Source organism: Bradyrhizobium sp. HKCCYLRH1034, assembly GCF_051168375.1.
In the GTDB taxonomy this organism is placed as follows: domain Bacteria; phylum Pseudomonadota; class Alphaproteobacteria; order Rhizobiales; family Xanthobacteraceae; genus Bradyrhizobium.
Window position 1 is genome coordinate 588,937 of record NZ_JBNPUW010000001.1, and the last position, 12,963, is coordinate 601,899.

9 protein-coding genes and 1 pseudogene are annotated in these 12,963 nt (G+C 66.8%); 2 read left to right on the plus strand and 8 right to left on the minus strand.

What is annotated here, in order from left to right:
- Positions 1–37: 37 nt before the first annotated feature.
- The 3 genes from ACQR0W_RS02635 to ACQR0W_RS02645 all read right to left on the minus strand — a co-directional run bounded on the left by ACQR0W_RS02635 (position 38) and on the right by ACQR0W_RS02645 (position 4,581).
- Positions 38–547, minus strand: coding sequence for a PRC-barrel domain-containing protein (locus ACQR0W_RS02635; protein WP_315754201.1), 510 nt, complete (start codon positions 545–547; stop codon positions 38–40).
- On the minus strand, positions 544–2,745 hold the full coding sequence (locus tag ACQR0W_RS02640) for an amylo-alpha-1,6-glucosidase (RefSeq protein ID WP_316170623.1): 2,202 nt from the start codon (positions 2,743–2,745) through the stop codon (positions 544–546). The genes ACQR0W_RS02635 and ACQR0W_RS02640 overlap by 4 nt, the downstream gene beginning before the upstream one ends.
- Positions 2,746–2,817: 72 nt before the next feature.
- A complete protein-coding gene (locus ACQR0W_RS02645) occupies positions 2,818–4,581 on the minus strand; it encodes an ABC transporter ATP-binding protein (RefSeq protein ID WP_316170624.1) in 1,764 nt (587 codons plus the stop codon).
- 290 nt (positions 4,582–4,871) lie between these two features.
- Here ACQR0W_RS02645 and ACQR0W_RS02650 point away from each other — a divergent pair, with 290 nt between their 5' ends.
- Complete coding sequence (locus tag ACQR0W_RS02650) at positions 4,872–5,942, plus strand: glycosyltransferase family 4 protein (RefSeq protein WP_315754208.1); 1,071 nt, start codon at positions 4,872–4,874, stop codon at positions 5,940–5,942.
- Positions 5,943–5,988: 46 nt separating this feature from the next.
- On the opposite strand, the pseudogene ACQR0W_RS02655 reads toward ACQR0W_RS02650, so the two are convergent.
- The 5 genes and pseudogenes from ACQR0W_RS02655 to bioB form a co-directional block, all read right to left on the minus strand.
- Positions 5,989–7,930: pseudogene (locus ACQR0W_RS02655) on the minus strand (alkyl/aryl-sulfatase).
- Between the two features lie 82 nt (positions 7,931–8,012).
- A complete protein-coding gene (locus ACQR0W_RS02660) occupies positions 8,013–9,278 on the minus strand; it encodes an adenosylmethionine--8-amino-7-oxononanoate transaminase (protein ID WP_315754212.1) in 1,266 nt (421 codons plus the stop codon).
- Entirely contained in the window at positions 9,275–9,907 is a 633-nt protein-coding gene (bioD, locus tag ACQR0W_RS02665) for a dethiobiotin synthase (protein ID WP_316170625.1), read from the minus strand. The genes ACQR0W_RS02660 and bioD overlap by 4 nt, the downstream gene beginning before the upstream one ends.
- On the minus strand, positions 9,904–11,049 hold the full coding sequence (locus tag ACQR0W_RS02670; protein ID WP_316170626.1) for an 8-amino-7-oxononanoate synthase: 1,146 nt from the start codon (positions 11,047–11,049) through the stop codon (positions 9,904–9,906). Before ACQR0W_RS02670 ends, bioD begins: the two co-directional genes overlap by 4 nt.
- 100 nt (positions 11,050–11,149) lie before the next feature.
- Complete coding sequence (gene bioB, locus ACQR0W_RS02675; protein WP_410051821.1) at positions 11,150–12,202, minus strand: biotin synthase BioB; 1,053 nt, start codon at positions 12,200–12,202, stop codon at positions 11,150–11,152.
- 120 nt (positions 12,203–12,322) lie between these two features.
- Here bioB and ACQR0W_RS02680 point away from each other — a divergent pair, with 120 nt between their 5' ends.
- Positions 12,323–12,955, plus strand: a complete 633-nt coding sequence (locus ACQR0W_RS02680) for a GntR family transcriptional regulator (protein WP_315715813.1) — start codon at positions 12,323–12,325, stop codon at positions 12,953–12,955.
- The last annotated feature ends 8 nt before the right edge of the window (positions 12,956–12,963 follow it).

The following is a 12,963-nucleotide window of genomic DNA, read 5'->3' on the forward strand; positions in this document are numbered from 1 at the left end:
GCACGCGCAGGCCGGACCGGCAATCTCACGCATCAACTCAATGATCGAAATCCCAGGGAGACAGCTTGCCGGACGCGCCGAGCACGACGACGGGCTTGTCCTCCTTGTATTCGGGCGCGGCCTTCACCTGCTCCTTGGTGAGGTCGAGCGTGACCTGGTCGCTCTTCTCGGCGATGTGCTTGAAATCGAGCGCGGTCCAGTCGACCACGATCTTGCGGCTGCCGACGCCGAGAAAGCCGCCGAAATCGATCACCGCGGCTCGCACCGTGCCGGTGGAATCGACGATGACGTCGACGATGTGGCCCATGTCCTCGCCGGTCGAGCTGCGCACGTCGCGACCGAGCACGCCATGCGCATCGCGCGCGCCGAGGATGGTGACCGAGGGCGGCGGTGCCGGCTCCTTCGCGGGCGCCGCGGCATCCTTGGCAGGCGGTGCCGGCGACGGCTGCTGCGCATGCCCGTCGCCGACATACGGACCGATGAGCAACGGCAGCGTGACGAGACAGCCGCAAGCAGCTCGGTGGAGAGCGGGTTTCAACGCCATCATTGCGCCAGCACCAGCGAGACCTGGATCTGACCGCGCCGCCGCAGCACCTCCATGGAGATGTCTTCGCCATGGCGGCGAATGCGCAGGTCGATCGTGGAGCTGCCGAGCCTGAGATCACGCAGCACCACCCAGTCCAGGAACGCGGGCAGCCGCGGATTGCGCAGACGGATCTCGCCGCGCGCGGCGTCGAACTCGAGCCCGAGCGCCGCCTCGAGCAAGGTGAACGGCGTCGCGCTGGCCCAGGCCTGCGGCGCGCAGGCCACCGGATAGAGCGTCGGGCCGCGATGCTTCTCGCGCCGGAAGCCGCAGAACAGCTCCGGCAGCCGGCGCAGATCCATGTAGGACGCCGCTTCGAACAGGCCGCCGAACACCTGCTCGACCGCATGCTTGAGGCCATAGCGCGACAGGCCGAGCGCAATCAGCGCATTGTCGTGCGGCCAGATCGATCCGTCGTGATAGGACATCGGATTGTAGCGCGCTTCGCCGCAGGCGACGGTGCGGATGCCCCAGCCCGAGAAGAAATGCGGCCGCAGCAGTTCGGCGGCAAGCTTGCGGGCGCGATCCTCGCGCACCATGCCGCTGAACAGCAGCTGCCCGGCGTTGGACGTCCGGACGCGGCAGGGCTGCTTGTGGCCGTCGAGCGCGAGCGCATAGGTGTTCAGATCCTCGCACCAGAAGGCGTCCTCGAACCGTTCCGCGAGATCAGCGGCCTCGGCCTGGAGCCGGTCCGCCATCTCGGCCTTTCCGAGCCGACGGGCGCAACGCGCCGCCAGCTGCTTGCCGGCAAACACATAGCCCTGCACCTCCGCAAGCGCGATGAAACCTTCCGCGAGACGTCCATCGGCATGGAACACCGCGTCGTAGGAGTCCTTCCAGCCCTGGTTGGCGAGACCCTGCTCGGAGGCGCGCTGATATTCCACGAAGCCATCGCGATCGGGATCGCCGGGGCCGTCGATCCAGCGCAACGCCAGCTCGATCGCCGGCCATAACTCCCTCAGGGTGTCGATGTCGCCGGTGCGCTCGATATAAAGCCCGGCGAGCAGCACGAACAGCGGCGTGGAATCGACGCTGCCATAATAGCAGCCGAACGGCACCTCACGCAGCGCCGCCATCTCGCCGCCGCGCATCTCGTGCAGGATCTTGCCGGGCTCGGCATCGGACAGCGGATCGGTCGTGCGCGCCTGATGCACGGCGAGCCGGCGCAGGACGCCGCGGGCAATGCGCGGATCGACCCACAGCATCTGCATCGCGGTGATCAGCCCGTCGCGACCGAATGTGGTCGAATACCAGGGAATGCCGGCATAGGGATAACGCCCCTCCGGCGTATCCGTCATCAGGATGTTCAGATCGGCCGCTGCCTGGCACAGCACCTCGTTGAGGATGTCGTTGGAGGTCTCGATGCTGGCGGCGCCAACGGTGCATCGGCGCATCTCTCGGCGATGGGCGAGCAGGCTGCGGAAAAAGGGCCGGGGCCGCTCGCCGGCCTTGGCGTTGCACATCACGGCCACGAACAGCGAGGCCGATTCCTGCGGGGCAAGGTCGAAATGATAGGTTGCGACATTGACGGTGAGATGCGTCGGACGCGGATCGAAGCTCACGTCGGTGGTGCGCAGGACATTGTCCAGGCCGCGATAGTGCAGGACCACCTCGGACGGGTCCACCAGCCGGCTCGAGCCGATGCCGCGCCGCGGCCGCACGGTGCCTCGCACCTCGAAAAGGTCGGCAAAATCATTGTCGAATGTCAGCTTGAGATCGAAGCTGGCATGGCGATCGCCATGGTTCTGCAGCCCGATGCGCTGATAGGCCGTGCCATGCCAGAGAAAGATCGTGCGCACGATGTGCAGCATATCCTTCGGCAGCACCAGGCGGCCCTGGCTGTAGATGTCGGGATTGGTGAGATCGACGGTCAGCGCGGAGTTGTCGTCGCGCAGGCTCGAGCCGAGCAGCAGGGGCTGAACGTCGTCCAGCGTCAATTCGAGCCGCGCGAGATAGCGCGTATCGGCGTTGAAGAGACCGTCCGGTCCGCCGGCCGAGGCGCCGATGTCGCCATGGCCGTCGAGGACGATGAACGTATCGTCGTGCTTGAGCGAGCGCCGCGGCCGGGACGCCGGCCCCGTCATGGGAATATAGAACGGCTGCTCGACAGGCTCGTCCGTCTGGGTGATCAACGACAGTGTGCTTGCGACTTCGGCGGACATGTTGGCCTCATGCGATGTTGAAGTGCCCAGACAACCGAGAGTGCACGTTCTCGACGCGACCCGACGCTACGATCAGGCGGCGAACTTGGCGAGCCGGTTCATCTCCTGGGTGACGAGCTCACGATACGGGCCCTCGTCCTGCATCAGCCGGTCAGGCGCGCCGTCCTCGATGATCCTGCCCGATTTCAGCACCACCACGCGGTCAAAATTCCGCAAGGTCGCAAGGCGATGCGCGATCGCAATGACGGTGCGGCCGCGCATCAGACGACTCAACGCCTCACGTATGGCCTCCTCGGACTCGCTGTCGAGCGCGGCGGTGGCCTCGTCGAGCAGAAGGATCGGCGCATCCTTGAGGAAGGCGCGCGCGATCGCGATGCGCTGGCGCTGCCCGCCCGACAGCTTGACGCCGCGATCTCCGACCATTGTCTGCAATCCCTCCGGCAGCGTCTCGACGAAGTCGCAGCGCGCCGCGATCGCCGCCCGCAACACCTCGTCGTCGGTCGCACTCGGACGTCCGTAGCGAATGTTCTCCAGAATGGAGCGATGAAACAGCGAGATGTCCTGCGGAACCACCGAGATCGCCTCGCGCAGGCTCTGCTGGGTGACCTTGGCGATGTCCTGGCCGTCGATCCTGATGTGCCCGGCTTGCGGATCATAGAACCGTTGCAGCAGCGTGAACAGGCTCGACTTGCCGCCGCCGGACTGTCCAACCAGGCCCACGCGCTGGCCCGGCTGCAGGCGCAGCGTGAAATTCTCGAACAGCTTGTGACCGCCAGGATAGTGGAAGGTGATGTTGTCGAAGGCGATGGCCGCACCGCTCTTGACCAGCGGCTCGGCCTGCGGGTCATCGCGCAGCTCGTGCGGCTGCAGCAGGGTCGCGATCGCCTCGCTCATGCGCGCCACGTGCTGGGTGACATCGACCAGCGCCACCGCCAGATCCCGCGTCGCGTTGAGAATGCAGAGGCCGAGCGTGCAGACCAGCACGACGTCGCCGGTCGTCGCCCCGCCCCGCTGCCACAGCGAGATCGCCCACGCCATGAGCGCGATCGTCAGCACGATCGTCACCGTCGCGTGCAGAATGCGCAGCTTCTCGAGGTAGCGGAGACTGCGCCCGCGTGCCTCCAACTCCCTGTCGACCGTCGCGTCGAACCGGTCGTGCTCGTGGCGCAGGCCGCAGAACGCGCGCACCAGCGGCATGTTCGAGATCACGTCGACCATCTCGCCGTCGACCATGGCCGCCTTGTCGGCGAAATCGTCATGCAGCGGCTTGCCGGCGGCCGCCAGACGGAACATCGCCGCCACCATCATCGCCGCGATCAGCAGCAGGCCGATGGCCATCGGGCCGCTCACGGTTCCGATCAGGCAGATCGCCGCGACCGTGGCGAGGCATGGCGGCAAGACGTTCCAGACGAACATGTTCTCCACGGTGAACACGGCGTTCGACGTCGCCGTGATGCGGCTCGACAGCATGCCGGGCAGACGGTCGCCGAAATAGCTCGGCGAATGCCCGGTGAGATGACGGAAGATGTCGCGCCGGAGATCTCCGGTGACACGGACGAAGGTGAAGCTCGCGATCCAGCTGGCGACACGCCAAAGAATGTTGTCGGTCGCGATCAGCGCCATCAGCAGCACGAACGCGGCCCAGACGTTGCCGCCGCCCGCAGGCCCTGCCGAGAGGCTGTCGACGAGCGATTTCACGCCATATTGCGTGCCTACCGAACAGGCAACCGCACCGATGACGGCCATCAGAATCACGAGGTGGGCGGTGGGGCGCTTGCGCAGATAGCGCATCACGAAGGGAAAGGGTCGGTGCGCGTAGCCAGAAAGCTGATCCATGGTCTTCCCGTTGATGAGCGAGGTCGTGGCGACACCTGATGCGGCCAGATGAACGACGAACGGTTTCTCGGGTTCCGTGCGCCTTCGCGGCGCAACCTGCCCTCCGACGATGCCGCGGCAGCAGCGTTGGAGAGCGGGGATGGCATCAATGAGACGGCACGGAACACGTTGTGTCGAAGAAAGAGTGATCGCGTGAATGGAACTTCGCACATGCGACAACGTTCCCGCTGTGGCAGTGCCGGTGCCATTGGGGATTCATCCATGATCGGTCACGAACAGGAGACGATGAGATGCGCATTGCGCAAATAGCTCCATTGACGGAGGCCGTGCCTCCGAAGCTCTACGGCGGCACTGAGCGGGTCGTCCATTGGTTGACCGAAGAGCTCGTTGCCCTCGGACACGACGTCACCCTGTTCGCCAGCGGCGATTCGCAGACCTCGGCGAAGCTCTCTCCGACATGGCCGAAAGCACTGCGCCTCGACGGCTCGGTGAGGGATCCGAACGCGCTGCACATGGTGATGCTCGAAAACGTGCGGCAGCAATGCGACGACGAACAGTTCGACATTCTGCACTTCCACCTCGACTACTACCCGTTCTCCCTGTTCCACCGGCAACCCACACCGTTCCTGACCACCTTGCACGGCAGGCTCGATCTTCCGGAGCACCAGCCGGTGTTCTCGGTCTTCAAGGATGTTCCCGTCGTCTCGATCTCGGACTCGCAGCGCCGGCCGGTGCCGAATGCGAACTGGGTGCGCACCGTGCTGCATGGACTGCCCGCAACGCTCCTGATTCCCAAGCCGGTGACGCCGAGCTATCTCGCCGTGCTCGGACGCATCGCCCCGGAAAAGGGTGTCGACCGTGCCATCAAGATCGCCATGCGCTGCGGGATTCCGCTGAAGATCGCGGCCAAGATCGATCGCGCTGACCAAGACTATTATGAGCAGACGATCCGTCCCTTGATCCACGGCAATCCGCTCGTCGAGTTCATCGGCGAGATCAGCGATCACGAGAAGCCGGAGTTCCTGTCCGGCGCGCTCGGCCTGCTGTTGCCGATCGATTGGCCGGAGCCGTTCGGCCTGGTGATGATCGAATCGATGGCCTGCGGCACGCCCGTGATCGCCTACAACCGCGGCTCGGTTCCCGAAGTGATCGACGACGGTGTGACCGGCTTCATCGTCGAGGACGAGCTCAGCGCGGTAGCGGCCGTCAGTCGCCTGCCCGAGCTGAGCCGCGCCCGCGTGCGCGCGCAGTTCGAGCGACGCTTCACCGCGCGCCGGATGGCGCTCGACTATCTCGCGGCCTATCGCAGCCTGATCGACATCGCTGCGCCGCGCATCCGGCTGGTCAGCAGCGCCGAATAGCATGAGGAGGCCGGGCAAGTTCGGCGAGCCCGGCCTCCGCCTCATCTCAGGTGACGGCAGCCCGCTTCGGCTCGACGATCTCGAACATGCGCGGGAACTCGTCCATCAGCGACATCAGCTCGGCCAGCCGCATCGGATTGCCCGCGAAGCTGATCTTCCCGGCGGCGACCGCTTCCGGAAAGCTCGTGGCCTTGGCAATGACCGCATCGAGCGTCGAACGCGCCAGCGTGAACCCCGCATCGGCGGTCGACGCCTGCACGCCGACCGCATAGGTCAGCGCACAATTCTGCAAGGTGAGCACGAAGCGCTCGCCGGTGTCGGTGAACGTCCAGTTCAGCACGATATGCTTGCCCTCCGCCTTGGGCCCGTTCAGCCTGACCCCGAGCACGTCCCATAGCTGCTCGGTGCGCAGCGCCGCCAGCGTCTCGCGCGGCAGGCCGGGCCGAGCCGGAACCTCCGGCATACCCTGGCGCAGCTCCTGCGCGCCGAACAGATAGGCATTGCGCCAGGTCGCACTCTCGGCGGCATAGCCGAGCTGCTCCAGCGTGTCGGCCAGCAGCGCGCGCCTCGGCATTGTCCGGCTCGGCGAAGACGAGATGACCCACGACCTGCGCGACGAAGCGGTATTCGCCGTTGGCAAAGTCCGCGCGCGCCCGCGCCAGCAGCGCCTCTGCCCCGCCCATATAGGAGACGTATTTCCGGCCGGCCTCGACCGGCGGCAGCGGATCGAGATTGACCGGATTGGCATCATACCAGCCGAGATATTTCTGGTAGATCGCCTTTACGTTGTGGCGGATGTGGCCGTAATAGCCGCGCGCATGCCATGCCCCTTCGAGGCTCCGGGGCAGCCTGATCTGCTCGGCGATCTCACTTGCGGTCAGGCCATGATTCATCAGCCGCACGGTCTGGTCGTGGGCAAATTTGTAGAGATCGCGCTGTTCGCGGATCATGCCGTCGACACGGCTCGCGCCCCATATCGGCCAATGATGCTGGCCGCACATCACCTCCGCCTTGCCGCCCCACAGTTGCAGCGCCTCGCCGAGATATTTCGACCACGCCAGCGCGTCGCGCACGTCGGCGCCGCGAAACGGCAGCAGGTTGTGGAAGTTGTGCGTGCAGTTCTCGGCGAGGTTCAGCAGGCGATAGCGCGGCACGAAGAAATGCATTTCCGCCGGCGCCTCGCTGTTCGGCGCCATCTGGAATTCGAAGGTGAGACCGTCGATGACCCGGGTGTCCCCGGTCGCCATGATCAGGTCGGTCGGCCGCAGCAGCGCAACGGCTCCCGCCGCCATGGTCTTGCCGAGCCCACAATCGACATGGCCCTTCGGCCCCTTCGCGAGCAGCGGCCCGAACTGATATTGCGCCCGGCGCAGCATCGCAGGGCCGGCGATGATGTTCTCGGAGACCGCATGCTCGATGAACAGGTTCGGCGCGATCAGCGGCACGCGGCCGCTGGCCATCGCGTCGTCGTCGACCACGCCGCGCGCGCCGCCCCAATGATCGGTGTGGGTATGCGTGAACATCACCGCCGTGACCGGCCTGACGCCGCGGTGCTGGTAGTACAGCTCCAATGCGGCCTGCGCGCCCTCGATCGAGGTCAGCGTGTCGACCACGATCACGCCGGTGTCCCCCTCGATCAGCGTCATGTTGGCGATGTCGAGCCCACGCACCTGGTAGACGCCGGGCACGACCTCGAACAGGCCGTGATGCATGTTGAGCTTCGCCTGCCGCCACAGGCTGGGATTGACGGTCGGCGGCGCCTGCTCCGCGTCAAGGAAGTAGTAAGGCGCGAGGCTCCAGACGGTGCGCCCCTGCGCCGTCGTCACCTTGGCCTGATCGATCGTGCCGAGAAAGCCGCGGGCGGCATCATCGAAATCGGCGGTGTCGCCGAACGGCAGCGCCTCCAGCACGGCCTGCTGCGCTGCGCTCACGGCCGCGCTGGCCTCCTTCGGATCCTTGGTGCCATCTCCGCTGACCGGCGCGCTCATGACTGTTTCCTCCGCAACGACGTTGGCACGATGCTAGTGCGCGGGATCGCGGAGCGCAAATCGCGGGCCGCAGAACAGCCCCTCAGAGCACGTGATCGACGGCCTCGTCGATGGCGGCATAGACCGTCTCGACATCCCCGGCGGTGACGCAGTAAGGCGGCATGACGTAGATGGTGTGGCCAAGCGGACGCAGCAGGACGTCGCTGTCGCGGAAGAAGGCCTGCAGCTTCGGGCCGACCTCGGCGAGGTAGCCCGGCTCGTCGGCATGGAGATCGAGCGCGGTGATGGTACCGCAGCGCCGCAGGTCGGAAAATCGCTCGTCGTAACGCAGGCGGTCGAGGCAGCGCTCCTGCGCGGCCGCGACGGCGGCGACCCGGGCCCGCGTCTGCGGCTGCCGCCACAGCTCGAGATTGGCGCTCGCTGCCGCGCAGGCGATGGGATTGGCGGTGTAGGAACTGGAGTGAAAGAACGTGCAGGCGCGGTCGGTCGAATAGTGCGCCTCGTAGATAGCGGGACTGCACAGCGTGACCGCAAGCGGCATCGCGCCTCCAGTCAGTCCTTTGGCGTAGCAGGCGATATCGGGGGCGATGTCCGCCTGCTCGCAGGCGAACAACGTGCCGGTGCGGCCCCAGCCGGTCATCACCTCGTCGGCGATGAACAGCACGCCGAACGCCTTGCAGATCCGGTGCATCTCGCGCAGCACCTCGGCCGGATACATCAGCATGCCGCCGGCGCCGAGCACCAGGGGCTCGACGATGAAGGCGGCCGGCCGGTCCTTCTCGCAAATTGTAGCGAGCGCATCCAGAGTCGCCTGTTCCCGGCCCTGCACTGGAAACGGGACGACGGCGACGTCGAACAGCAGCGGCTCATAGGCCGCATTGAACACGCCGCGCGCGCCGACCGACATCGCGCCGATGGTGTCGCCGTGATAGGAATGCTGCATCACCACGATGCGCGAGCGCGGCTCGCCGATGTTCTTGAAGTAGCCGAGCGCCATCTTCAGCGCGACCTCCACGCTGGTGGCGCCGCTGTCAGAGAAGAACACGTGCGTGAGGCTCGGCGGCACCAGCGCGAGCAGCCCGGCGGCCACCTGCTCGGCCGGCTCGTGGCTATGTCCGGCGAAGATGACCTGATCCAGCCGCTCGGCCTGGTCCTGGATCGCGCGCACGATATGCGGATGGCAATGGCCGTGCGTGACCACCCACCACGACGCGATCGCGTCGATGATCCGCCTGCCGTCGGCGGTGAAGAGATAGGCGCCCTCGCCGCGCGCGACCGCCGTCATCTCGGGCTGGAGCGCATGCTGCGTGAAGGGATGCCAGATCGGCGAGGTTGCCTTGCGCATCATGGTTCGAAATCCGTGCGCTGGAATTGGGTGGCGAACACGTGCTGCAGCGATCGCGCCGTCAGCGGCGTGACCCAGGGCAACCGGCCAAGGCGCCTCACCTCGCCGAGCCGGCAGATCGTATCTTCGTTGTCGTCGTGGCCGTCGCCGATGAAGGCGATGCCGAGCACGTCGATGCCACGACTGCGCAGCGCCGCCAGCGACAGCAGCGAGTGATTGATCGTGCCGAGACTGGTGCGCGCGCAGAGCACGACCGGCAGCTGCCATCGCGCGAAGACATCGAGATAGAGCGTTCCGGAATCGAGCGGCACCATGACGCCGCCGGCTCCCTCGATCACGACAGGCCGGCCGGCGGCCCGCGGAGGACGGAGGCGGAGCGGATCGATGCTGATGCCTGCGAGGCGCGCCGCGCGATCCGGCGAGGCCGGCTCGGCCAGCCGATAGGCTTCGGGCAGCACGCGATCGTCGGCGAGCTCGGCGAGCCGCTGGACGCAGCAGGAGTCCGTCTCCTCGGCAAGGCCGGCCTGGACCGGCTTCCAATAGCAGGCCCCGAGCAGCGCCGTGAGGCCGGCGGCGAACACCGTCTTGCCGATCCCGGTGTCGGTCCCGGTGACCACGATGCGCAGCGTCATGGCCGCGGCCTTCCGATCTCATCGGCGAGCGCGTCGAGCAGCGCCGCGATGGCCGGCTCGTCGATGTTCAAGGTCAGCGACAGCCTGAGCCGCGCCGTGCCCGGCGGCACCGTCGGCGGGCGGATGCCGCGGACGTCGAAGCCCCACGCCTGCAGCGCGGCAGCCAGGCTCATCGCGCGCGCATTGTCGCCGACGACGCAGGGAATGATCTGCGACGGCGACCAGCTTTCACCGAAGCGCGCGGCGATCGCGCCATGGGCGAAGGCAACGAGCTGCGCCAGCCTCCGCTGCCGCTCCGGCTCTTCCCGCAGGATCGCAAGCGCCTCCATCACCGCCACCGCCATCAGCGGCGACGGCGCCGTGCTGAAGACGAAAGGCCGGCAGCGATTGATCAGCGTGTCGCGCAGCACGCGGCTTGCGGTGACCAGCGCACCGGCTGCGCCCAACGCTTTGCCGCAGGTGTGAACGGTCACGACGCTCTCGCGTCCCTCGTAGGCTGCGGCCAGACCGCGGCCCTGCGCGCCGTGGACCCCGGTCGCATGGGCCTCGTCGATCAGCAGAAAGGCATCGTGGCGTTCGGCGATCGCGATCAAATCCGCCAGCGGCGCGAGATCGCCATCCATGCTGTAGAGGCTTTCGACGACGATCCAGGGCCGGCCCACCCCGCCGCCCCTGCGCCAGATCAGGATCGCGTCCTCGGCCGACTGGGCGTTGTTGTGGATGAACTGGCACGTCTCGGCACGGCCGGCGCGCGCGCCTTCATGGGTGCTGGCATGAACCAGCGCATCGAGCACCAGCAGGTCGTCGCGCTGCGGCAGCGTGGTGAGCACGGCGAAGTTCGCCATGTAGCCGGAGCCGAAGAACAGCGCGCTCTCGGCACCGAAGAAGCGCGCCGCGTCCGCCTCGAGCCGTTCGTGCTCCTCGCAATTGCCACGCAGCAGGCGCGAGCCGCCGGCGCCGACCGGCGTGCCGGCCTCCATGGCCGCGGCGACCGCGCGCTTCATCCGCGGAGCCTGTGCGAGACCGAGATAGTCGTTGGAGGAGAAATCGAGACCGGCCCGTGGACTGAGGCGCCGCAACCGGTCATCGGCCGCGAGTCTCTGCAGACCGTCGGAATAGATCGCCAATCTGTCGGACGACATGGGCATGGCTCCGCTCTCTTTCGGTCAGCCGCGGACGTGGACCGGCACGACAAGGCAGTTCCGTGGGCGCCGTCGCGCCGAGATCGCGCTGAGGGTTGAATCAGGCCGGGGACGAAGCCTCCGCGCCCTCGCCGGCGGCGATCGGCGCGCCCGGGCGCGCCAACAGCGACGATGTCATGCCGAGCCGTGCGAGCAGATCGGCATCGCGGTCGCGTTGCGGATTGGCCGTGGTCAGCAGCACGTCGCCGATGAAGATGGAATTGGCGCCGGCGAGCAGGCACAGGGTCTGCAGCTCGTCGCTCATATATTGCCGGCCCGCGGACAGCCGCACCACGCTGGCCGGCATCATGATCCTGGACACCGCGATCAATCGCACGAGCGCAATCGGATCGGGCCGCGCGGCCGTAGCGTTGACCGGCACGCCCTTGACCTCGTTCCACATGTTGATCGGCACGCTGTCGGGATGCTCAGCGAGATTGGCCAGCAGCACCAGCATGCCGAGCCGATCATCGACCTCCTCGCCCATGCCGATGATGCCGCCGCAGCACACCTTGATGCCGGCCTGCCGCACATGCGCGAGCGTGTCGATGCGGTCCTGCAGCGTGCGCGTGGTGATGATGCGGTCGTAGAATTCGGGCGAGGTGTCGACATTGTGGTTGTAGAAGTCGAGCCCGGCCTCTCTCAGCCGCTGCGCCTGCGGCGGGGTCAGCATGCCCAGCGTGACGCAGGTCTCCATGCCGAGACCCTTCACCGCGCTGACCATGTCGCAGACCTGATCGAGGTCGCGGTCCTTCGGACTGCGCCAGGCGGCGGCCATGCAGAAGCGCTCGGCCCCGGCGGCCTTCGCGCGCCGCGCGGTGGCGACCACCTCGTCGCGGTCCATCAGCTTGGTCGCCTTGAGCCCAGTGTCGTAATGCGCGCTCTGCGAGCAGTAGCCACAATCCTCCGGGCAGCCGCCGGTCTTGATGCTGAGCAGGCTCGCTGTCTCGACGCGGGTGGGATCGAACTGCCGGCGATGCGCCGACTGCGCCAGGAACATCAGGTCCGGAAGTGGCAGGCGATAGAGCGCCTCGGCCTCGTCTCTGGTCCAGTCATGACGGATGGCATTGCCAACCGCCATTCGATCAGGGCCCGCGCCGCTTTGATCCGCCATGCTCGCTCCACGCCAAATTATAGATTATCATAGACATTATCTATGATTTCTCTGTATTCGAGCACCGTATCGGACGAGAGCTTCCGCTGCATCGGTTTTTTCGATAGATAATCTATGACTATGCCGGACGAGAATCTCACCACCGCTCAGCGGATCGCCGAAGCGATCACCGATCGCATCGTCAGCGGTGCGCTGCCGCCCGACGCGCCGTTGCGGCAGGACCACGTCGCGCGCGAGTTCAACTCCAGCCACGTGCCGGTGCGCGAGGCATTTCGGCAGCTCGAGGCGCTCTATCTCGTGGTCGCCGCGCCGCGACGCGGCGTACGCGTGGCACCGCTCGATGCGAAGTCGACCAGGGAGATCGTCGAGATGCGCACAGCGCTCGAGGTGATCGCGCTGCGCAATGCCGCGCCGCGCTATACGCCGGCGCATCTCGCCGCGATCGAGCTGGCGCTGATCGAGGCCGACAATGCCGAGACCATCCAGGAGTTCGAGACCGCGAACCGCGCCTTCCACCGCGCGCTGGTCGCGCCCTGCGCGATGCCGCGGCTGCTGGCGAGCCTCGACGGACTACGCCTCGCGAATTCGCGCCTCGTGCTGGCGATGGCCCGCAATGCCGGCTGGCGTCCGCGCACCAACCAGGATCACCGGCTGATCCTGCAGGCCCTGCGCGCCCGCCAGATCGGCCACGCCTGCGAGCTCCTGACGCGGCACAACCAGACGATCGAGCGGCTGGCAAGGCCGGGCGTGTAGCCGGCTTC